The 21,341-nt window shown below is 74.3% G+C and carries 21 protein-coding genes; 10 read left to right on the plus strand and 11 right to left on the minus strand.

What is annotated here, in order from left to right; translation table 11 throughout:
- Positions 1 to 51: 51 nt before the first annotated feature.
- Positions 52 to 555 (plus strand): hypothetical protein, encoded by a 504-nt coding sequence (locus KBX63_RS32140; protein ID WP_210917842.1) that lies wholly within the window; start codon positions 52 to 54, stop codon positions 553 to 555.
- On the opposite strand, the gene KBX63_RS32145 is transcribed toward KBX63_RS32140, so the two are convergent.
- The gene (locus tag KBX63_RS32145) at positions 545 to 2,140 is read right to left on the minus strand and encodes an MFS transporter (protein ID WP_210917845.1); all 1,596 of its coding nucleotides are present in this window, start codon (positions 2,138 to 2,140) and stop codon (positions 545 to 547) included. The genes KBX63_RS32140 and KBX63_RS32145 overlap by 11 nt on opposite strands.
- A gap of 80 nt (positions 2,141 to 2,220) precedes the next feature.
- Between KBX63_RS32145 and KBX63_RS32150 the strand changes: the two genes are divergently transcribed.
- Both KBX63_RS32150 and KBX63_RS32155 read left to right on the plus strand, forming a co-directional pair.
- Positions 2,221 to 2,982, plus strand: a complete 762-nt coding sequence (locus tag KBX63_RS32150) for a TetR/AcrR family transcriptional regulator (protein WP_210917847.1) — start codon at positions 2,221 to 2,223, stop codon at positions 2,980 to 2,982.
- Between the two features lie 9 nt (positions 2,983 to 2,991).
- On the plus strand, positions 2,992 to 4,026 hold the full coding sequence (locus KBX63_RS32155) for a helix-turn-helix domain-containing protein (RefSeq protein WP_210917850.1): 1,035 nt from the start codon (positions 2,992 to 2,994) through the stop codon (positions 4,024 to 4,026).
- 173 nt (positions 4,027 to 4,199) lie between these two features.
- Here KBX63_RS32155 and KBX63_RS32160 read toward each other — a convergent pair whose 3' ends face one another.
- From KBX63_RS32160 to KBX63_RS32195, 8 genes are read right to left on the minus strand one after another with little or no spacing between them, the layout of a single operon-like run.
- Entirely contained in the window at positions 4,200 to 5,183 is a 984-nt protein-coding gene (locus tag KBX63_RS32160) for a DNA topoisomerase IB (RefSeq protein ID WP_210917852.1), read from the minus strand.
- Positions 5,167 to 6,120, minus strand: a complete 954-nt coding sequence (locus tag KBX63_RS32165; RefSeq protein ID WP_210917853.1) for a glycosyltransferase family 9 protein — start codon at positions 6,118 to 6,120, stop codon at positions 5,167 to 5,169. Before KBX63_RS32165 ends, KBX63_RS32160 begins: the two co-directional genes overlap by 17 nt.
- On the minus strand, positions 6,117 to 6,818 hold the full coding sequence (locus KBX63_RS32170) for an SDR family oxidoreductase (protein ID WP_210917854.1): 702 nt from the start codon (positions 6,816 to 6,818) through the stop codon (positions 6,117 to 6,119). Before KBX63_RS32170 ends, KBX63_RS32165 begins: the two co-directional genes overlap by 4 nt.
- On the minus strand, positions 6,815 to 8,383 hold the full coding sequence (locus tag KBX63_RS32175; RefSeq protein WP_210917855.1) for a PfkB family carbohydrate kinase: 1,569 nt from the start codon (positions 8,381 to 8,383) through the stop codon (positions 6,815 to 6,817). The genes KBX63_RS32170 and KBX63_RS32175 overlap by 4 nt, the downstream gene beginning before the upstream one ends.
- Positions 8,384 to 8,399: 16 nt before the next feature.
- Positions 8,400 to 9,101, minus strand: coding sequence for an SIS domain-containing protein (locus KBX63_RS32180; RefSeq protein WP_210917894.1), 702 nt, complete (start codon positions 9,099 to 9,101; stop codon positions 8,400 to 8,402).
- On the minus strand, positions 9,098 to 10,315 hold the full coding sequence (locus KBX63_RS32185) for a glycosyltransferase (RefSeq protein ID WP_210917856.1): 1,218 nt from the start codon (positions 10,313 to 10,315) through the stop codon (positions 9,098 to 9,100). The genes KBX63_RS32180 and KBX63_RS32185 overlap by 4 nt, the downstream gene beginning before the upstream one ends.
- Positions 10,300 to 11,274 (minus strand): glycosyltransferase, encoded by a 975-nt coding sequence (locus KBX63_RS32190; protein ID WP_210917857.1) that lies wholly within the window; start codon positions 11,272 to 11,274, stop codon positions 10,300 to 10,302. The genes KBX63_RS32185 and KBX63_RS32190 overlap by 16 nt, the downstream gene beginning before the upstream one ends.
- Positions 11,271 to 12,950 carry an HAD-IIIA family hydrolase gene (locus tag KBX63_RS32195; RefSeq protein WP_374102290.1) on the minus strand — a complete coding sequence of 560 codons (1,680 nt, stop codon included), beginning with the start codon at positions 12,948 to 12,950 and terminating at the stop codon, positions 11,271 to 11,273. The genes KBX63_RS32190 and KBX63_RS32195 overlap by 4 nt, the downstream gene beginning before the upstream one ends.
- A 173-nt stretch (positions 12,951 to 13,123) precedes the next feature.
- Between KBX63_RS32195 and KBX63_RS32200 the strand changes: the two genes are divergently transcribed.
- The 3 genes from KBX63_RS32200 (at position 13,124) to KBX63_RS32210 (ending at position 15,460) form a co-directional block, all read left to right on the plus strand.
- Positions 13,124 to 13,552, plus strand: a complete 429-nt coding sequence (locus KBX63_RS32200) for an SRPBCC family protein (protein WP_307871917.1) — start codon at positions 13,124 to 13,126, stop codon at positions 13,550 to 13,552.
- Entirely contained in the window at positions 13,549 to 14,550 is a 1,002-nt protein-coding gene (locus KBX63_RS32205; protein WP_210917863.1) for an SDR family oxidoreductase, read from the plus strand. The genes KBX63_RS32200 and KBX63_RS32205 overlap by 4 nt, the downstream gene beginning before the upstream one ends.
- Before the next feature lie 142 nt (positions 14,551 to 14,692).
- Positions 14,693 to 15,460: a polyprenol monophosphomannose synthase gene (locus KBX63_RS32210; RefSeq protein WP_210917866.1), complete on the plus strand. Its 768-nt coding sequence runs from the start codon at positions 14,693 to 14,695 to the stop codon at positions 15,458 to 15,460.
- Positions 15,461 to 15,511: 51 nt separating this feature from the next.
- On the opposite strand, the gene KBX63_RS32215 is transcribed toward KBX63_RS32210, so the two are convergent.
- On the minus strand, positions 15,512 to 17,119 hold the full coding sequence (locus KBX63_RS32215) for an NAD(P)/FAD-dependent oxidoreductase (RefSeq protein WP_210917867.1): 1,608 nt from the start codon (positions 17,117 to 17,119) through the stop codon (positions 15,512 to 15,514).
- Between the two features lie 72 nt (positions 17,120 to 17,191).
- Between KBX63_RS32215 and KBX63_RS32220 the strand changes: the two genes are divergently transcribed.
- Positions 17,192 to 18,625, plus strand: coding sequence for an aldehyde dehydrogenase (locus KBX63_RS32220; RefSeq protein ID WP_210917868.1), 1,434 nt, complete (start codon positions 17,192 to 17,194; stop codon positions 18,623 to 18,625).
- A gap of 88 nt (positions 18,626 to 18,713) precedes the next feature.
- On the opposite strand, the gene KBX63_RS32225 is transcribed toward KBX63_RS32220, so the two are convergent.
- Entirely contained in the window at positions 18,714 to 19,115 is a 402-nt protein-coding gene (locus tag KBX63_RS32225) for a ChaB family protein (protein ID WP_121652734.1), read from the minus strand.
- 178 nt (positions 19,116 to 19,293) lie between these two features.
- Here KBX63_RS32225 and KBX63_RS32230 point away from each other — a divergent pair, with 178 nt between their 5' ends.
- The 3 genes from KBX63_RS32230 to KBX63_RS32240 all read left to right on the plus strand — a co-directional run bounded on the left by KBX63_RS32230 (position 19,294) and on the right by KBX63_RS32240 (position 21,303).
- Positions 19,294 to 20,274 carry a YihY/virulence factor BrkB family protein gene (locus tag KBX63_RS32230; RefSeq protein ID WP_210917869.1) on the plus strand — a complete coding sequence of 327 codons (981 nt, stop codon included), beginning with the start codon at positions 19,294 to 19,296 and terminating at the stop codon, positions 20,272 to 20,274.
- Positions 20,275 to 20,375: 101 nt separating this feature from the next.
- Positions 20,376 to 20,792 carry a DUF2795 domain-containing protein gene (locus tag KBX63_RS32235; RefSeq protein ID WP_210917870.1) on the plus strand — a complete coding sequence of 139 codons (417 nt, stop codon included), beginning with the start codon at positions 20,376 to 20,378 and terminating at the stop codon, positions 20,790 to 20,792.
- A 49-nt stretch (positions 20,793 to 20,841) separates the two neighbouring features.
- A complete protein-coding gene (locus tag KBX63_RS32240) occupies positions 20,842 to 21,303 on the plus strand; it encodes an SRPBCC family protein (RefSeq protein ID WP_210917872.1) in 462 nt (153 codons plus the stop codon).
- The last annotated feature ends 38 nt before the right edge of the window (positions 21,304 to 21,341 follow it).

The raw sequence follows: 21,341 nt of genomic DNA on the forward strand, positions 1-21,341 counted from the left end.
GCGCGGGGCCCACCGATTGACCAAGCAGAGCAGGGCGGAAGGGGCGTTGCCGTGATCGAGCAGCCGGCGTACACCGGTTTCGGTTTCTCCGACGAGGAGTGGGGGCTGCTGGTCGGCCTGCCACAGTCGGTATTGACCGCCGCGAGCGCCGCCGAGTCCGACGGCACCCGCCGGACCATGGCGGAGAACGCGGCCGGGTTGGAGACCATCGCCGCCGGCCGGGAGTCGGCCAGCCCGCTGGTCGCCGCCGTGGCCGGCGAGGTCGTGACCCGGGTCGGCGACCCGGAGACCGGCGAGGAGCTGCCGGTCATCGCGCCGGCCGACCCCCGGGCGATGATCGACGACGTGCTGGTGCGGGCCGCCGAGGCCGCCGCGCTGCTGGCCGCCCGGGCCGACGAGGGTGCGGCCGGCGCGTACAAGCACTGGCTGGTGAAGATCGCCGAGCAGGTGGTCGGCGCCGCCTCCAGCGGCGGGCTGCTGGGGGTGGGCGGTGAGTCGGTCAGTGACTCCGAGCGGCGCTTCCGTGACCGCCTCGCACACGTGCTCAACGACTGACCGACGAGTCGTCGGACGACGACGCGTTAAGAAGGGCCCCCTGCTCTGCCTCAGGCGTTAACAGGGGGCCCTTCCTTGCGGTGCCGCGCAGCGTGGCCAGCGCGACCAGCGCGCCCAGCAGCATCGCCACCGTGGCGGCGATCGCGGCGAGGTGCAGTCCGTCAGCGAACGCGAGCCGGGCGGCGTGCAGCACGGCGTCGCCCAGATCGGCCGGCAGCCCCTCGGCCACCGCCAGCGCACCGCCCAACGTCTCCCGGGCCGCGTCGCGGGCGTCCGCCGGCAACCCGGGGGGCAGGCCGTCGAGGACCTCGCGGCGGTAGACCGCCGCGCCCACGCTGCCCAGGATCGCCATCCCCAGCGCGCCGCCCAGCTCACTGCTGGACTCGGTCAGCGCCGAGGCGACACCGGCCTGCTCCGGCGGCGCCGCACCGAGGACCAGCTCGGTGACCAACGACATCACCATCACCAACCCGGCGGCGTAGATGCTGGCGCCGAGCAGCAGCAGCCAGAGCGGCGACTCCGGCGTGACCCGGGTCAGCACCACGAATCCGAGCACGGCGATCCCGAAACCCGTCCCGATCAGGTACGCCCGCTCGACGCGCTGGGCGAGCGCGGCGGCGGCCGGGGCGATCCCGCCCACCGCCAGTGACGGCACCAGGCTCCACAGTGCCGCCCGCAGCGGGCTCAGGCCGAGCACCGACTGGAGGTGCTGGGTGGTGAAGATGGCGAAGCCGACCAGGGCGAACATCGCCAGCAGGTTGACCGCGAGCGACCCCGCGAAGCCACGGCGGCGAAACAACCCCAGGTCGATCATCGGGTACGCCCGGGTCCGCTGCCGGTGCAGGAACAGCGCCCCGACCAGCAGGCCGGCCACGATGGCCAGCACCCGCGCCGGGCTGACGCCGTCACGGGCCATCTCCTTGATGCCGTAGATCACCGGCAGCAGCGCGCCGAGCGACAGCAGCGCGCTGACCAGGTCGAACCGGCCGGCGCCCGGGTTGCGGAACTCGGGCACCAGGATCGGGACGAGCAGGAGCAGCAGCACCATCGCCGGAATGTTGATCAGGAAGATCGAGCCCCACCAGAAGTGCTCCAGCAGGACGCCGCTGAGCACCGGGCCGATCGCGATGCCACCGGTGAGCGTGGCGGTCCAGATGCCGATCGCGGTGCCACGCTGCTTGGCGTCGTGGAACATGTTGCGCACCAGGGCGAGCGTGGAGGGCATCAGGGTGGCCCCGCCGACGCCGAGCACGGCACGCGCGGCGATCAGCGTCTCGGCGCTGTCGGCGTACGCGGCCAGCAGGGACGCCGCGCCGAACGCGGCCGCGCCGAACAGCAGCAGCCGGCGTCGGCCGATCCGGTCACCCAGGGCGCCCATGGTGATCAGCAGCCCGGCCAGCACGAAACCGTAGATGTCGAAGATCCAGAGCTGCTGGGTGCCGGTGGGGCGCAACTCCTCGCTGATGAACGGGACGGCGAAGTAGAGCACCGACACGTCCATCGAGACCAGGAGCAGCGGCAGCATCAGCACCGTGAACCCGATCCACTCCCGCCGGCCAGCGCGGGGTGTGGTCGTCGCTGTCATGGAGGACTCCTTCTGCGTATGTCGTACGCTGTAATGCGTAGACCATACGCAGAACTAGGATGGCGAGGCAAGGAGGACATGTGGCGGCGAAGACAGACGACAGCGACCCGGCGATCCCGCCGGCCATCGAGAGCGCCTGGGGGTTGCGTGAGCGGCCACCCAAGGGGCCCCGGCCGGGGCTCACCGTGAGCGGCATCGTGGACGCCGCCGTGCGGGTGGCCGACGCCGACGGGCTGGCCGCCGTCTCGATGAGCCGGGTGGCCAAGGAGTTGGGCGCCGCCACCATGGCCCTCTACCGGTACGTCGGCTCGAAGGACGAGCTGCTCATGCTGATGGTGGACGCCGGGTACGGCCCGCCGCCCGGCCCCGCCGCACCCGACGCCGACTGGCGCACCAGCCTCACCCGCTGGGCCTGGGCCGAGCACGACGTGCTGCGGCAGCGGCCCTGGCTGCTGCACGTGCCGATCACCGGCCCGCCGATCACCCCCCAGCAGCTCGGCTGGCTGGAGGACGGGCTGCGCTGCCTCGACGGCACCACGCTGGCCGAGGGCGAGAGGATGTCGGCCCTCCTGCTGATCACCGGTTACGTCCGCAACGACGCCACGCTCACCACACAGATCACCGAGGGCAGCCGGGCCGCCGGCATCGAGCCGGGCGAGTTGATGCCGGCGTACGCCCGGATGGTGGGCCGGCTCATCGACCCGGCCCGTTTCCCGTCGCTGAGCCGGGTGCTCGCCTCCGGTGTGCTGAACCAGGACGACGACCCGGACGAGGAGTTCACCTTCGGCCTCGACCGGATCCTCGACGGCATCGAAGCCCTGATCCGGCGCCGAGCGGTCTGAGGGGGCGCGATGTTGCACAGGGACACCGTCGACACCACCGTCCTTCCGCCCGGTGAGCGGTTCGGGATGTGGCTGGACCTGGTGGCGCGCACCTCGGCGCCGATGCGGATCCAGTCCGCGCACGCCGACGACTTCGCCGCCCGGGCCGACTTCATCGATCTCGGCCCGATCCAGCTGATCAATTACCGCTATCCGTCGCTGGACGCCACCCGGACCCGCAAGCTCGTCCGCCAGTCGGATCCGGAGCTCTACATGCTCGCCCTCACGACCGGCGGTGTCGGCACCTCCAGCCAGGACGGTCGCCGCAGCGAGATCCTGGCCGGGGAGTTCACCTTCTACGACGCCTCCCGCCCGCACGACGTCGGCCACCACGCCACCGAGCCGGAGCGGGACCAGGCCAGCTCAGTCATCGTGATGGTCCCGCACGCGGCGCTGCCGCTCCCGCCGCAGCGGATGGCCGCGCTGTACGGCGGCCGGATGTCCGGCAGCGAGGGCGTCGGGGCGCTGCTGGCACAGTTCCTGCTCCAGGTCACCGGTCATCCGGAGCAGTACCATGCCGCCGACGCCGCCCGGCTCGGCGCGGTGGGGCTGGACCTGGCCACCACCATGCTCGGGCGGCACCTGGTCGCCGAGGACGCGGTGCCGACCGAGGTCCGCCGCCGCGCGCTGGTCACCCAGGTGCAGGCGTACGTCCACCGCCACCTCGGCGACGCGACGCTCAGCCCGCAGACCGTCGCGGACGCCCACCACATCTCGTTGCGCTCGCTGCACCGGTTGTTCGAGGCAGAGGAGGCCACCGTGGCGTCCTACATCCGGGACCTGCGGCTGGCCCGGTGCCGGCGCGACCTGACCGATCCCGTGCTGCGCACCCAGCCCGTGCAGATGATCGCCGCCCGCTGGGGGTTCGCCGACAAGGCGCACTTCAGCCGGGCGTTCCGGGCGGCGTACGGCATGAGCCCGCAGGCGTACCGGGAGAGCCATTCGGATCCGGCGCGGATCGTCAACCGCGCGGCGTCCATGGTCAACTCGTCGCAGGCAGACTGACGATCAACGCGGCCGACCCGCTGCCCGCCCGGCGGGCAGCGGGTCGTCGCCAACGGGGGCCGTGGCGAGGCGCCCGCCGCCAGACGCGGCGGGCGGCCGCCCGGTGCATTCCCGACCGCGTGCCGAGGATCCGGTCCCGTCACTCTCCCCCCCAGGACCGTCGGCGGGGCCGGTCAGGCCTTCTCCAGCAGCTTCAACACGACGCGTTCAGCCTCCTCACGCGGCGCCTCCGGGTCCACCGGCACCACCACCCCGTCGTGGTAGAGGTCCACCACGCGAGGGTCCACATAGGACGTCCGGGCCACGGTGGGGGTGTTGCCCAGCAGTTCGGCGACCTCACGCATCACCGCGACCACCGCCTTGCGCCGGGCGGTCATCGAGCGCCCCGGGCCGACGGTGGCCAACTCGGTCGCGGCGAGCACCGTGGCGTGCCAGGTGCGGAAGTCCTTGGCGGTCATCTCCCCGCCGCTGGCGTCGCGCAGGTACCCGTTGACCTCGTCGCTGCGCACGTCACGCCACTCCCGGCCGTCCCAGTAGCCGAACAGCCGCTCCGCCCGCCGCCGGCGGCGGCGCAGGTCGGTCAGCACCTGGCACAGCTCCGGGTCCTCGATCCGGCGCACCTGCTCGATGCCGCCCTTCGCCGGAAACTCGAAGACCACGCAGCCGCGCCGGGACCGGGCGTGCTCGGGGCGCAGGGTGGACACCCCGAACGTCGGCTCGTCGCCGGCCGCGTACTGGTCGCTGCCGACCCGGAACATCCCCATGTCCAGCAACCGGGCCACCGTGGCCAGCACCCGGTCCCGGCCCAGGCCCCGGCCGCCCAGGTCGCGCCCCACCCGCTCCCGCAGCGCCGGCAGCCGCCGGGCCACCTCCAGCATGTGGTCGAACTTCGCCTCGTCCTGCTTCTCCCGCCACAGCGGGTGGTAGAGGTACTGCTTGCGCCCGGCCGCGTCGATGCCGGTCGCCTGGATGTGCCCGTTCGGGTACGGCGAGATCCACACGTCCTGCCACGCCGGCGGGATGACCAGCTCCCGCAGCCGGGCCTGCTGATCGGGATCGCGGACCGGAGCGCCGGTCGGATCGAGGAAGAGCCAGCCCCTGCCACGCCGGCGACGGCCGTATCCCGGCCGACCCGGATCACTACGCCGCAACCGCACCGGAGACCCGCACCACCCGTTCCACCTCGTCCACGGCGGCCAGCACCTCGTCCAGGTGCAGGGCCGCCAATGTCGGATGGCTTCCTACCCCGTCCCACCTGGGCCAATCCACCTGTCCGGCCCAGAGCACCCGGTGCCGGGGGCGGTCCGGCGGCGGCCCCCAGTGGGCCGGCGGCACCGGCCCGAAGAGCACCACCGAGGCTGTGTCGTAGGCGGTGGCCAGGTGCGCCACGCCGGTGTCCCCGCTGACCACCAGCCGGGCGTTGGCGACCAGCGCGGCGAGCGCCCCGAGGTCGGTCCGGCCGGCCAGCACGGCGGTGGGTGGTAGGCCGGCCGCGTCGGCCACCCGGGCGGCCAGCGCCCGTTCGTCGGCCGAGCCGGTGAGCAGCACCCGGTGACCCCGTTCGGTGAGCGCCCGGGCCAGCGCGGCGAACCGCTCGGCGGGCCAGCGCTTGGCGGGGATGTTGCTGCCAGGATGCAGCACGGTGGCACCGGTGGGCAGCCCGGCCGGCGCGGGCCGGCGCAACGCGAGATCCCTACGGTCGGCGGGGATGCCGTACCAGGACAGCAGCCGGCACCACCGGTCCACCTCGTGCTCGTCGGCGGCCCACGGCGGGCCGTCGGCGAAACCGGCGTCGGTGTTGGCGAAGGCGAGCAGGCGTCCGGGGCGGGCGGCGGCGAGCAGCCGGTGCGACTGGGGGCCGCGCCCGTGCAGGTTGACCGCGACCTCCGGGGCCGGGCCGGGCCAGGCCGGGCGATCCAGTCCGGCGGTGTCCATCAGCCGGTCGACGCCGCCGACCAGGTCGACCAGCGGGGCCAGCCAGGCGGGCGCGGCGAGCGCCAGCTCCCGACCGGGGTACGCGGCCCGCAGCGCCCGCAGCGCGGGCACCGCGGTGACCAGGTCGCCGACGCCGAGGGCGCGCAGGACGAGGATCACGGGTACGAGGTCTCCTGCTCGGCGCAGACCACCATCTCGCGCACGGCGCAGCCGGGCGGCTGGTTGAGCGCGTACATGATCGCGGCGGCGGTGTCGGCGGGATCGTTGAGGTTGGCGTCCGGCCCCGGTTTGTACTGCGGGTCGCGCTCGTCGAAGAACGCGGTGCGCATCCCGCCGGGGATGAGCAGGGTGACGCCGACCTGGCCGGCGAGTTCGGCTGCGAGGGCGCGGGTGAAGCCGACCACGCCGAACTTCGCGGCGCAGTACGCGGTGGCGTCGCTGACCGCCTTGACGCCCAGGGTGGAGGCGACGGTGACGATGCGACCCCGGGACTCCTGAAGGAACGGCAGGGCGGCCCGGATCACCGCGGCGGTGGCCAGCAGGTCGACGGCGACGATCCGGTCCCAGGTCTCGCCGGGCACGTCGGTGAGTCGACCCGGCACGTCCATGCCGGCGGCGGTGACCACCGCGTCCAGGCCGCCCGCCTGCTCGGCGAGGTGGTTGGTGGCCACCTCCGCGGCCCGGGTGTCGGCCAGGTCGCACTCGGTCCACGACACCCCGTCGGCCGGCGGCTGCCGGTCCAGCACGAGCGGCCGGCCACCGGAGGCCGCCACCGCGGCCACCACCGCCGCTCCGAGGCCGCTGGAACCGCCGGTGACCAGCACGGTGGGCCCGGCACCGGGCGACGCGGCGCTCACCGGGTCCGCTCCCCGCCCGGCGTCACCGACGACGGCGCGCCGGCCCGGGCCGGCTCCGCCAGATGACCGGTCGTGCAGCACGCACCGGTGGCGTGCCCGCCGCCGGAGCGGGCGATCATGTCGGTGGTGGACCGGCCGTCCAGGTAGGGCACCACCACCGTGTGCCCGCCCCAGCGGCGCAGGACCTCCGCCTCGGGCAGCGTCCCGGCGTCGCCGCCGCCGGTGGCGTAGTCCCCACCCTTGACCCAGATGTCCGGGCGCAGCCAGGACAGCGCCGCGTCCGGGGTCGGCTCGTCGAAGATCATGACCGCGTCCACGCAGCTCAGCGCGGCCAGCAACCGGCTGCGGTCACCCTCGGACATCACCGGCCGGTCCGGCCCCTTCAGCCCGGCCACGCTGGCGTCGGAGTTGAGGCAGACGATCAGGCAGTCGCCGAGCTGCCGGGCGGCCTGGAGGGTGGCCACGTGCCCGGCGTGCAGAAGGTCGAAGCAACCTCCGGTGGCCACCACAGTGCCGCCGGCGGCGCGTACGTCGGCCAGCAGCGCGGCCACCGCCGCCACGCCCACCCGGTCACCGCCCGGACCGATCAGGCCGGTGGGCGCCGGACCACCTCTCGTTCGCGACTGCGGGGCTCGCAGGACCTGCTCACTCCTCGCGTGCACCGGGCGAACCGGCGGCGGCAGGGCTGCGGCCACTCCGCCGCCCGCCACGTACGCGGACGCCTCGGCGACCGCCGCCTGCACCGCCTCGGAGACCAGCGCGCCCCGGGCCAGCGCGAGACTGGCGGCGGCCGCGAACCGGTCGCCGGCGCCGCAGGTGTCCCCCTCGGCGCTGCCCGGGGTGGGCACCACCAGCGGCGTCGACCCGGCGTGGCAGAGCAGCGCGCCGTCCCCGCCCAGCGTCACCGCGACGGCGCCGGCCCGCCAGCGCCGGCGCAGGCCCTGCGCTCCCCGGGAGGCGGTCGCCAGGCGGGACGCCCCGGGCAGCGCGGGGACCAGCTCGCGCACCTCCGACTCGTTCGGGGTGGCCAGGTGCACGCCGGGCACCGCCGCCGGTCCGCGCGGATGCGGGTCCCACACCACGGGTGCGCGGGTGGCGGCCAGCGCGGCGCGCAGCGCGGGCTGACGGGCCACCCCCCGGCCGTAGTCGCTGACCAGCACCGCCGACGCCGCCCCGATCACCCGCAGCACCTCGTCGGAGGGCTGGCCCGGCTCACCGGACGCGCCGCCGCGGTCGTGGCGCAGCAGCACCCGGCCGCGGGCGCGCAGCCGGATCTTCTCCGGGGTCGCGCCGGACAGGGTCAACGGGTACACCTGCACGCCGGCGGCGGCGAGCAACGCGCTGAGCCGGGCGCCACCGGCGTCGTCGGCGAGCGCCGTCACCAGCACCACCTCGGCGCCCTGCGCGGCGGCGAAGACCGCCGCCAGGCCGGCGCCACCGGGCCGGTCGGTGGCCGCCGTCTCGTCGAGCACGGGCACCGGGGAGTCCGGGCAGAGCCGGTTCACGGCCCCTTCCACGTCCCGGTCGAGCAGGGTGTCCCCGACCACCACCACGGGTCCCCTCACGCTTTCCTCCTCATCCTCACGCGTCGACCTGCTGTCCGGTCCCGCCGTCGAGCACCACCTCGACCCCGGTACGCACCGACCCGGACGGAAGCCGACCGGCCGGTGCGGGCTCGGCCGGCGCGTGCTGGACGGAAGCGGCCAGCGCGGCGGGCAACTCCTGCTCGAGGTACTCGCAGAGCAGGTGGCTGGTGACGAGGTGCAGTTCCTGGACGACCTGGGAGTCCGCGGACGCGACGGCGAGGGCGTCGGCGCAGGCGTCGGCGAGGGGGTTCGGGGCGGGCCCGGTGAGCGCCCAGGTGGTGAGGCCGCCGTCCCGGGCGGCGTCCGCGGCGGTGAGCAGGTTGGCGCTGGTGCCGCTGGTGCTGAGCAGCAGCAGGATGTCGCCGGGCCGGCCATGGGCGCGGACCTGGCGGGCGAAGACGTCGGCGTAGCCGTAGTCGTTGGCGATGGCGGTCACTGCACTGGTCTCGGCGTGCAGGGCGATGGCGGACAGCGGCTGACGGTCGTGGTGGAGCTTGCCGACGAGTTCGGCGGTGAGATGTTGGGCTTCGGCCGCGCTGCCGCCGTTGCCGGCGACCAGCAACCGTGCGCCGGCCGCCAGCCGGTGCGCCAGCTCCGCACCCCAGCGAGCCAGCTGCGACTCGCACCGCCGGTACGGCACCAGAGCGGCGGCGAGGTTCGTCAGGTGGGTGTCGAGCGGGCTGCCCGCCGGCATCAGGCCACCACCCGGGTCGGCCGGCGCACGGCGGCCACCTCGCCGTAGAGCTCCGCCAGCCGCTCGGCCGTGGCCGCCCAGGAGTACCGCGACCGGGCCCGCTCGCGCGCGGCGGTGGCGTACCGGAAGCGCCGGATCCGGTCGTCGAGCAGCCGCTGGATCGCGGTGGCCAGAGCACGCGGGTCGCGGGCCGGCACCAGGTCACCGGTCGTCCCGTCGACCACGGTGTCCCGGATGCCGCCCACGGCGGTGCCGACCACCGGCACCCCGCACGCCATCGCCTCCAGCGGGGTCAACCCGAACGGCTCGTACCAGGGGGCGGCGACCAGCAGGTCCGCCGAGCGGTACCAGCGGCCCATCTCCTCCCGGGGCACCGCGCCGACCAGCCGTACCCGGTCGGCCACCCCGCACGACTCGGCCAGCGCCCGCAGCCGCCGGGCGTACGGGTCGGTCTCCAGCAGCCCCTCGGGCGGCCCGCCCACCACCACGCACTCGGCGTCCGGCACCAGCGCCATCGCGCGGACCACCGTCTGGAAGCCCTTGCGCTCGACCAACCGGCCCACGGTCAGGATCCGGGGCCGGCCCGGCTCGCGGTCCGCGGCCGGCCCGAGCGGGGCGAACGAGGCGAGGTTGACCCCGGAGGGAACGACGGTCATCCGGGACCGGGGCACCCCCATCCGCACCAGCTCGCCAACCTCGTCGCGGCACTGCGCGACCACCCGGTCCACCGAACGGCCCAGCTCCCGCTCGTAGGAGATCCGGCGGGCCGGGCTGGTGTCCTGCACGCCCTGGTAGCGGCGCTTCACGGTGCCCAGCGCGTGGTACGTCTGCACCACCGGCACGCCGGTCTGCCGGCCGGCGTTCAGCGCGGCCAGGCCACTCATCCAGAAGTGCGCGTGGATCACCTCGGGCATCCAGTCCCCGCCACGCCACCGCTCCACCAGCCACCGGCCGAACTCCCGCATGTGCGGCAGCAGCGCGTCCTTGGCCACCGGCTCGGCCGGACCGGCCGGCACGTGCACCACGTCGTACCCGTCCGGGCTGCGGACGGTCACCGGCAGGTCGAGCGCGTCCCGGCGGGTGTAGACCCGCACCTCGTGCCCGGCGTCGACGAGCGCGGCGGACAGCTCCGCGACGTGCGTGTTCTGGCCGCCGGCGTCCTCCCCTCCGAGGATGGCGAGCGGGCTGGCGTGCTCCGAGATCATCGCGATCCGCATACTTCCTCCTCCAGCAGCCGGTCCCAGTCAGCGAGGAAACGGTCGAGGCCGTACCTGTCACGCGCGGCCGACCGTGCCGCCGCGCCGGCCTGACGCGCGGCCGCCGGCTCTGCGATGAAATGACGGGCGGCGTCGAGCAGGGTGTCCATCCGGGTGGCGAGGGCCCCCGCCTCCGGCGGCACCGCCGTCACCGCCTCGGTGGTGGCGAGCGCGACGACCGGCATGCCGATCGCCATCGCCTCGATGAGGCTGAGCCCGAGCGAGGTCCACCGGCACAGGTGCAGGTACGCGCGCCGCCTGGCCAGTTCGGCGTGCATCCGCTCCTGGGGCACGTCGTCGTGGCTGGTGAGCCGGTCGGCGGGCAGGTCGAGGTGGTCGGCCAGGCCGGCGACGCCCATGCCGAACACGTCCAGCGGTGCGATCTCGGCGAATCGGGGCAGCAGGTCCGTGCCGGTGACCCGGCCCCGCCGGACCGGCTCGTTGATCACCACGGCGAGCCGGTCCAGCTCACCGGTGTACGACACGACGGGCGCGACGATCCCGTGGTCGACCACCGTGGTGCGGGTGGCGCCGGTGTCCCAGAAGATCTGGTTGAACCCGGTGACGTGGGCGATGAGCAGGTCCTCGCGTCCGGCCATCGGGTGCCGGGTGTTGGGCACGTCGCCCTTGGGCGTGTTGTGTTCGACGTAGATGGCCGGCACGTCGCGGCCGGGGCGGCGGCCCAGCCACTCCTCGGTGAGGTCGACCTCCTCGGGGCGTTGCATGATCACCAGGTCGACGTCGGCGCCGGGCAGGTCGGCGGGGGCGACCTCGACCGCGCTGTCCGGCCAGGGGTAGGTGCGGGCACGGCCGAGGCCGTAGGGGCCGCGGTCGGGCGTGGTGGGGATCAGGTAGCGGTGGCTGCCGTGCACGAACGACGTGGTCCAGGAGCCGTGCACGTGCCAGAGCAGGACGTTCATCGGCCGCCACCGCCGCCGCCGGCCAGCACTCGCACCGCCTCGACCACCTCGGCCGGGTCGATGCCGCTCAGGCAGGGATGACCGGGCACCGGGCAACTGGCCGCCCGGGTGTCCCGGCAGGGCGCACCGGCGTCGCCGAGCCGGACGGTGGGCACCCGGTAGGGCCCCCACTGTCCGAATGGGACGGTCGGCGCGAAGAGACTCACCACCGGCACCCCGGCCGCGGCGGCCAGGTGCGCCGGCCCGGTGTTGCCGACCACCACCGCGCCGGCGTCGGCGACGATCGCTGCCAACCCGGGCAGGTCGGTCCGGCCACCCAGGTCGGTGCCGCCGGCCGCCGCGACCCGGGCGGTGACGTCACGCTCGTCGGGGCCGCCGGTGATCAGCACCCGATGGCCGGCAGCGGTCAGCGAGCCGGCGATCCGGGCCGCCAGCTCGGGCGGGCAGGCCCGGCTCGACGCGTCGGAGCCGGGATGCAGCACCACGTAGCCGGGGTCACCGAGGTCGGCCGGGCGGGACGGCAGGGCGTCCTGCCGCAGCCGGAGCACGGGTTCGTCGTTGACGGGCAGCCGATGGCCGGCGGCGGCGGCGAGGGAGAGGGCACGTTCGGGTTCGGGGACGCCGACGGGTACCCGGTGGCGGACGTCCAGCAGGGCACCCGGGTAGTCGTCGCTGATCGCGGCGATCCGGCGGATCCCCGCCATCCGCAGCAGCAGCGCCAGTGGCAGGGCGGACTGGTGGAACGAGGTGAACACCACCGCCTCGTCCGCGCCGACCGCGGCGAGGCGCGCGGTCAGGGTCCGCATGGCGTCCGGGTCGACCGGCGCCGGAGCGGGGTCGATCCACGGCAGCGGATGCTCGATGATCTCGTCGACGCCGGGCAGCAGGTCGGCGGCGGCGCGTCCGCGTGGCCCGCAGAGCAGCACCACCCGTTGCGCGCCGGCCGCGACGGCACGGATCGCCGGCCCGGTGACCAGCACGTCCCCGGCCGAGTCCGACCGCACCACCAGCGTTGTCCCCACCCGTTCGCCGGCCGGAACCGACACGGCGTGCACCGCCTGCTGGCGGCGCAGGATCTCATCCACCGCCGCCGGAAGATCGTTGGCCAGCCACCCGGCGGCGGCGATCTCCTCCGGTCGGGTCACCGGGGTGGGCACCAGCACCCCCGCCGCCCCCGCCGCCATCGCGGCGGCCACGTCCCGGCCGATGTCGCCCACCAGCACGCAGCGCGACGCGCTCGTATCGAGCTCCCGCGCGGCGGCGTGCACCAGGCCGGGAGCGGGCTTGCGGCAGTCACAGCCGTCGGCGTCGTCGTGCGGGCAGACCAACCACGCGTCGAAGCGACCCAGCAACTCCTCGATCCGGGCGTGCACCGCCCGCATCTGCTCCTCGCTGAAGTAGCCCCGGGCCAGGCCGGACTGGTTCGTCACCACCGCCAGCCGCAGCCCCGCGGCCCGCAGCCGGTCCAGCGCCGCTCGCGCCCCCGGCACCGGCCGCACCTTCTCCGGATCACCGTTGTACGGCACGTCCTCGATCAGGGTGCCGTCCCGGTCCAGCAGCACCGCGTCGTACAGGACGGGGCGGGTGCCCTCGACAGGCCCGGAACCGGCCCGGCCAGCACCGGCGTACACCGGGGCTGACCTGCGCTGATCCGGATCCTCCTGGTCCTGTCGCACAGGCGGCGGGTTCCCTGCGCCCCGAGGAGTAAACGTGGTCGCCGGCGCGGTGGGCCAGCGCCACCGGCGGCGCCCCGCGTCGGCCTTACCCGCCGCCCCGGAGAAGCTAACCCGCCAGTCCGTTAGCCTCCGTGCCGACGGGGTATGGGAGCCCAGTGGCGATTGTGGAGAAAGTGATCGACGCTTCCCCCCAGCAGGTGTTCGACGTGCTGGCCGACGGGTGGACGTACAGCGACTGGGTGGTCGGCACCGCGCACGTCCGGGACGTGGACGACGCCTGGCCCCGGGTGGGCAGTCAGGTGCACCACCGGGCCGGGCCGTGGCCGTTCTCGTTGCAGGACGCCTCCACCGTGCTGGTCTGTGAGCCACCGCACCGGCTCGTGCTCCGGGCCGGTCTCTGGCCGGCCGGAGAGGCGATCGTGGCCTTCACCCTGGAACCGGTCGGCGAGGGCGCCACCCGGGTCCGCATCGGGGAGGACTTCGCCGCCGGTCCGCTGCGCTGGATCCGTAACAAGATCAATGATCTCGTGCTGCACCTGCGTAACCGGGAGACGCTGGATCGGCTCGCCGACATCGCCACCCGGCAGAAGGGTGCGCCGTGACGCAGACCGTGGTGGTGACCGGCGCGAGCGCCGGCGTCGGTCGGGCCGTCGCACACTCGTACGCGGCCCGGGGCGCCCGGCTGGCGCTGCTGGCCCGGGGCGAGGCGGGCCTGGCCGCCGCCGAGCGGGAGTGCCGGCGGCGCGGCGCCACCGACGTACGCGTGTACCGGGTCGACGTCGCCGACGCGGGTGCGGTGCAGCAGTCCGCCGACGACGTGGTGCACCGGTGGGGCCGCATCGATGTGTGGATCAACAACGCGATGGTGTCGGTGTTCGCGCCGGCATGGGAGATCCCGGCGCGCGAGTTCCGCCGGGTCACCGAGGTCACCTACCTGGGCACGGTGCACGGCACCTTGGCGGCGCTGCGGCACATGCGCGCGCACGGCCGCGGCGCGATCGTGCAGGTGGGCTCGGCGCTGGCCTACCGGGGGATCCCGCTGCAGTCGGCGTACTGCGCGAGCAAGCACGCCGTCCAGGGGTTCAACGACTCGCTGCGGGCCGAGCTGCTGCACGACTGCCCGGGAGTGAAGCTGTCGATGGTGCAGCTGCCCGCGGTGAACACGCCACAGTTCTCGTGGGTCCGCACCCGGCTGCCCCGGCATCCGCAGCCGGTGCCGCCGATCTTCGCGCCGGAGCTGGCCGCGCGGGCGATCGTCTGGGCCGCCGACCACGGCACCCGGGAGCTGAACGTGGGCGGCCCGACCTGGCGGGCCCGGCTGGGCGACATCCTGATCCCCGGCCTGCTGGACCGCAAGCTGGCCCGGGACGGGTACGAGAGCCAGCAGACCGGCGGGGAGATCGACCGGGCCACCTGGCGGGACAATCTCGACCACCCCGGCGACGAGGACCGGGACCGGGGCGCGGCGGGCGTCTTCACCGACCGGGCGCGCAGTCGCTCGGCGGCGCTCTGGGTCGGCACCCACAAGCCGGCGCTGTCCGGTGTCGCGCTCGCCGGCGCGGCGCTGGCCCTCGTCGCCGCCGCCCGGCGCCCGCGCTGACCTGGATCCGCAGCGGCGAGCAGGGCTCGCACGCTGCGGATGGACACCGTCCGCAACGCCCGGAAGGGGAGCCTTTTCAACCCGGATGTGGCAACTGGCTACCCTCTCAGGTAGCCCTGTCCGCAAACCGAGGATGTCCGACATGATCGAGCCCGTGCAGCTGCCGTCGCCGTGGCGGGACGCGCGCCTGACCGTCGTGGTGCCCACCTACAACGAGGCGGGCAACCTCCCGGCGCTGGTCGAGCGGCTGCTCGCACTGCCGCTGCCGGGTCTGCGCATCCTCGTTGCCGACGACAACTCTCCCGACGGCACGGGGGAGGTGGCCGACAAGTTGGCCATCGAGCACCCGGACCGGATCGAGGTGGTGCACCGGGCTGGCAAGGAGGGCCTGGGCCGGGCCTACGTGGACGGGATGAGCCGGGCGCTCGACGGCGGCGCCGAGTACGTGGCGCAGATGGACGCGGACCTGTCCCACCCGCCGGAGGCGCTGCCGGGGATGCTCGGCGCGCTGCTCTCCACCCAGGCCGGCGTGGTGATCGGTTCCCGGTACGTGCCCGGTGGCGAGCTGGACGAGAACTGGCCGCTGTACCGCCGGGCGCTCAGCGGTTGGGCGAACCTCTACGTGCACACGCTGCTGCGGGTGCGGATCCGGGACCTGACCGCCGGCTTCAAGATCTGGCGCGCCGACGCGCTGCGGGACATCGGCCTGGAGCGGGTGCAGTCCAACGGCTACAGCTTCCAGGTGGAGATGCATTACCTGGCCACCAAGCTGGGGCACACCATCCTGGAGGTGCCGATCCGCTTCGAGGAGCGGCGCGACGGTGAATCCAAGATGACCACCGCGACCAAGATCGAGAGTGCGCTGATGCCGTTCCGGCTGCGCAGCAAGCACCGCAACATCACCAGCTGACCCGTCCCCGACCCGCGCCCCGGCCGCCTGGGCCGGCCAGGGCGCGGCAGGTCAGTCGGGGTAGACGGCGCGGTGCGCGGCGGCGATGGCGGCGGCGTAGGCGCGGCCGGTGAGCGCGCGGTCGCGCGCGAGCGCCGCACGGGCCGCGTTCGCGCCGGGTGCGCCGTGCACCCCGGGACCGGGATGCGCTGACGCGCTGGCCAGGAAGAGTCGGTCCACCGGGGTGTCCGCGCGGCCCAGGCCGGGGATCGGGCGCAGGAACAGCTGCTGGTACGCGGCGGCGGTGCCACCGCCGAGCGCGCCGCCGACCAGGCTCGGGTCGCCCTTCTCCAGGTCGGCCGGACCGGCCACGTGCCGGCCGACGATGAGCTGCCGGAAACCGGGGGCCGCCGCCTCCAGCACGTCCTCCATCCGCTGGACGTGCCCGGCGATGTCCTCGGTCCGCCAGTCCCGACGGAACGGCAGGTGGGTGTACGACCAGAGCGACTCGGTGCCCGGCGGGGAGTGGCTCGGATCGGCCACCGACATCTGCCCGAGCAGCAGGAACGGGTCGCGCGGCAGCTCACCGCGGGCCAGCTCACCGGCATAGCGGGTCAGCCCGTTCAGGTCCGCGCCGAGGTGCACGGTGCCGGCGCCGGCCACCTCCCGGGTCGTCCAGGGCAGCGGCGCGGAGAGCGCCCAGTCGACCTTCAGCGTCGAGCCGTCCCAGCGGAAGTGCGCCAGATCCTCCACCAGGCGCGACGGCAGCGCCGCCGCGCCGACGAGGTCGAGGTAGAGCGCCGGCGCCGGCACGTCGGCGAGCACGGCCCGCCGGGCCCGCCAGAGCGCGCCGCCCACGGTGCGCACCCCCATCGCCCGGCCCCGGGCGGTGAGGACCCGGTCGACCCGGGCGCCGTAGAGGATCCGGCCGCCGCGTTCCTCCAGCCGGGCCACCAGCGCGTTGGTGATCTGCTGCGCGCCACCGTCGGGCACCGGCCAGCCGACCTGCTGGCCGAGCATGGCCAGCAGCCAGCCGTACACCCCGGAGCCGGCCTCCTCCGGGGACAGGTCGGTGTGCAGGGCGCAGCCGGCCAGCAGCGCCGGCCCGCCGTCGCCGTCGAAGAGTTCGTCGCCGAGCTTGCGGACCGGCACCACCAGCCGCCGGGCCAACCGCAGCGCTCCGGCGATCCGCATCCGCCGCAGCAGGGCCAGCCCGCCCCGCACGGGCGGGAAGGGCCTGGTGATGGTTTCCAGCATCGGCTCGGCCACCTCGAGCCAGTCGGTGTACGCGTTCAGCCAGCGCTTGCCGTCGCCGGGGGCGAACCGCTCCAGCGAGGCGGCGGTGACGTCCGGGTCCCGGTTGATCACCGCGGCGCGGCCGTCCGGCAGCAGGTGCGCCAGCACGTCCGGTGAGTGCCGCCAGGACAGCCCGTACCGGTCCAGGTCGAGCCCCGCCAGCACGGGCGAGGCGTACCCGAGGGGGTAGAAGGAGCTGTAGAGGTCGCTGAGGTAGCCGGGCGCGGTCACCTCGGCGGAGCGGACCGCGCCGCCGGGCACGGCGGTCGCCTCCAGCACGACCACGTCCCATCCGGCGTCCGCCAGCAGGTTGGCCGCCACCAGGCCGTTGTGGCCGGCCCCGACGACGACGGCGTCAGCGCTCTCCGCGCCGGTGGTAGTCATCCGATCCGCCTACCCGGCGCGCAACCGGGCGAAACGCGTTTGCCTCGCCGGGGCCGGGGCATCCAGCGTCGCATGTACACGGTTGCGCAGTTGATAGGCGGGGTGTGGGGCGCGGGCGGCGGGGGCGGCGAGCTGGTCGTCCATGACCCGGCGGACGGTTCGCCGGTCAGTTCGGTGCCGGTGGCCACGGCCGACGAGGTCGGCAAGGCGGTGGAGGCGGCACGTGAATCGGCGGCGGAGTGGGCGGCGACCGCGCCGGCCGCGCGGGCGGCGGCGGTGCACCGGGCCGCGGACGCGGTGGCGGCGGTGACCGAGGAGCTGGCCGCGGCGGTCACCGCGGAGATGGGCAAGCCGCTGGCGGATGCGCGCGGCGGTGTCGAGGCGGGCATTGGCACCCTGCGACAGTACGCTGAGCTGGCCCCGCTGCGCGGCGGGCGGACGCTGCACGGCGAACCGGACGCGCTGGACTTCATGACCCCGCAGCCGCGTGGCGTGGTCGCCGCGATCACCCCGTGGAACGACCCGGTGGCGGTCTCCTGCGGGTTGCTGGGCGCGGCACTGGTCACCGGCAACGTGGTGCTCTACAAGCCCAGTGAACGGACCCCGGCGACGGGCTGGTTGCTGGCCCGCGCGCTGGACCAGGCGTTGCCGGCCGGCGTGCTGTCGCTGCTCACCGGCGGGCCGGAGGTCGGTGCGGCGCTGGCCGGCCAGGAGGTGGACGTCGTCGCGCACGTCGGCTCCACCGCGACCGGACGCGCGATCGCCGCCGCCGCGGCCCGCACCGGCGCGAAGGTGCTGCTGGAGAACGGCGGCAGCGATCCCCTGATCGTCGACGCGGGTGTCGACGCCAGCTGGGCGGCCGGTCAGGCCGCGCTCGGCGCGTTCGCCAACGCCGGGCAGATCTGTGTCGCGGTGGAGCGGATCTACGTGCACCGGGAGGTGGCCGAGGACTTCGTGGCGGCGCTCGTGCAACGGGCCGGCGCGCTGCGGGCCGGCCCGGGCCGCGACCCGGGCGCCGAGCTGGGCCCACTGGTCGACCGGCGGCACCGCGACCACGTGCACGGGCAGGTGACGGCGGCGGTGGCGGACGGCGCGCGGGTGCGTACCGGCGGGGAGCTGCCGGACGGGCCTGGGGCGTTCTACCCGGCCACGGTGGTCACCGACTGCCGGCACGACATGCCACTGGTGCGGGAGGAGACGTTCGGGCCGGTCGCGCCCGTGGTGGTGGTCGACTCGTTCGACGAGGCCCTGCGCTGCGCGGCCGACTCCCCGTACGGGCTGGCCGCGACGGTGCTGACCGCGTCGATGAGCCACGCGCAGCGGGCCTGGCGGGAGCTGCCGGTGGGCACCGTGAAGATCAACTCAGTGTTCGGCGGCGCACCGGGCGGCGCCGCGCACCCGCGCCGGGCCAGTGGGCAGGGCTTCGGGTACGGCCCGGAGCTGCTGGACGAGTTCACCGCCACGAAGGCCGTGCACATCGAGGCACCGGGCGGCGGGCAGTGGTGAACGGTACGGGCGGGCGCGGGGTCGCCGCGTCCGCCCGTACCGCAATCCGTGTGCCTCCGGTGCGGGCTGCGCACCGGAGTCGCGACCGTCAGTCGCCGCGGGCCTTGCGGGTGGCCCGATCGTTGGCCTTCTCGATCGCCTTGACCAGCTCCGGCTTGGTCATGCTGGACCGGCCGGCCACGTCCAGCTCACGGGCCACCGACATCAGGTGGTCCTTGCTGGCGTTGGCGTCCACCCCACCCGCGGTGGGGGCCCGCCGTTCCGGCCCACCGCCGGCTGCCTGACGATCGCTCGGGCCCTTGCGGCCCTTCGGCTCCCAGTGGTCGCCCACCTTCTCGAACTGGTGCTTCACCGCAGCGAAGGCGGTGCGGTGCGACCGCTCCCCCTCGCCGTAGGTCTCCACCGCCGAATCGTGCGTCTTCTCCCAGGTGCGCTGCGCCTTGTCCGGGGAGCGTCGCAGCGTGCTGGGCAGGTCCTCGCGCCCGGGCATCTCGTCCTCCTCCGTGTCGACAGGATCACCGTGACCGTTCCCCGGTTACGGGGCGGCAAACCCTACGCGGGGGTCGCCGGACGGCGGGCGGGTTTGTCGATTTCCCGGCGCGGGTACCGGCCGGGCCAGGCCCGACCGGATGACCGGTCATCCGGCGGCCGGGGCACAGGGAGCGTGCATGACGACCACGGAGCCCGGTACGACGCTCGGCGGCACACTCGGCACCCGGGTACCCCGGCGAATGCGGCAGCTGAGCTGGCGGACCTGGCGTGGGGTGGTGGTCCGCAGCGCACGCAACTTCGTCACCGACAACTGCTCCGACTGGGCCGCCGCGCTGACCTACTACGGTGTGCTCGCGCTCTTTCCGTCCGCCATCGTGGTGGTGGCCCTGGTCGGCCTGGTCTCCAACGGCGAACAGACCGTGGCAACGGTGGTCGACCTGGCCAGGCAGATGGGCGCCGGGTCGGTGGTGGCCGACGACGGCATCATCAAGGTGATCGGTGAGGTGGTGGACCAGGAGAGCTCCGCGAAGGTGCTGCTCAGCTTCGGTCTGCTCGGAGCGCTCTGGTCGGCGTCGGGCTTCATCGGGGCGTTCACCCGCGCCTCCAACGCCATCTACGGCGTGACCGAGGGCCGGCCGGTGTGGAAGCTGCGCCCGTTGCAGATCGGTCTGGCCGCGATCACGCTGGTGCTGCTCGCGGTCGTCGCCCTCGGGCTGATCGTCAGCGGTCCGGTCACCGACGCGGTCGGCGACCTGATCAACGCCGGTGGCCTGGCACGCACGGTGTGGAGCGTGGCGAAGTGGCCGATGCTCGCCCTGATCATGATGGTGCTGCTGTCACTGCTGTTCTGGATCGCCCCGAACGTGCGGCAGCCACGGTTCCGCTGGCTCACCCCGGGCGGTGCGGTGGCCCTGTCCGCCTGGGCAGTGGCCTCCTTCGGCTTCGGCCTCTACGTCGCCAACTTCGGCTCGTACGACGCCACCTACGGCAGCCTGGGGGCGGCCATCGCGTTCCTGGTCTGGCTCTACCTCTCCAATTCGGCGCTGATGCTGGGGGTGCAGATCAACGCCGAGGTGCAGCGCGGTCGGCGGTTGCAGGCCGGCGACCCGGACCCGGACGAGCCGGTGCTGCCGCCGCGGAAGCCGGCCGAGTCCTGAACGCCGGTACCGGGCCGTGTGTCCGATCCGGGGCCGGCCCGAGGGCCGGTTCGTGACCCGGTGCCGGTTTACCGGCCGGGGTGCCGGGTAGCGGAGAAGGCATGGAGCGTGGCAACAGCAAGCACGGACCGAGGATCGATGAGCAGATGAGCCAGGAGGTCAGCGGCCTCGTCCAGGGGCCGGGGACCGGCGGCTCCCGGGTCGACGAGTCCCGCGTGCCGGAACCGGCCGGTGAGGACCAGCCCGAGGCGACCACCGCCCCGGCCGGTGAACTGCGCACCGGGGCACCCAAGGGAATGAGCTCGCAGGACGTCGAGCAGCGCAGCCGGCTGGGCCGGTTCATCACGATGAGCGCCCTGCCCGGCGACCGGGAAACGCTGATCGCCAACGCGCGCGACAACGACGCGCCGGACGACATCGTCAGGGCGCTGGAGCGGCTGCCCGACGGCACCCGCTACCAGACGGTCTCCGAGGTCTGGGCCGCGCTCGGCAACAAGAACGAGACAACCCGCTGGTGACCGGATCGTCCCCCGATCCGGACGACCGGCGACCAAAGGAGGTTTCCTGATGAGTGGCGTTACCGAACACGTCGAGGTGTCCGTCCCCATTCGCACCGCCTACGACCAGTGGACGCAGTTCGAGGAGTTCCCCGAGTTCATGGAGGGCGTGCAGGAGGTTCGGCAGCTCTCCGACACGATGACCCACTGGACGGTGAACATCGCCGGGGTGAAGCGCGAGTTCGACGCGGAGATCACCGAGCAGCTCCCCGACGAGCGGGTCGCTTGGCGTTCCACCGGCGGCACCCAGCAGGCCGGCGTGGTGACCTTCCACCGGCTGGACGAGGACAAGACCCGCGTCACCCTCCAGCTCGAGTTCGAGCCGCACGGGGTGGTCGAGCAGGCCGGTGACAAGCTCGGCATCGTCGACCGGCGGGCCAAGGGCGACCTGGAGCGGTTCAAGACCTACATCGAGCGGCGCGGTCAGGAGACCGGCGCCTGGCGCGGCAAGGTGGACCGCCCGCAGCCGTGATGTGAGCATCGATGTCCGATGGCCGCCGGAGTCCCCGG

It is taken from the genome of Micromonospora sp. U21, assembly GCF_018070045.1.
In the GTDB taxonomy this organism is placed as follows: domain Bacteria; phylum Actinomycetota; class Actinomycetes; order Mycobacteriales; family Micromonosporaceae; genus Micromonospora.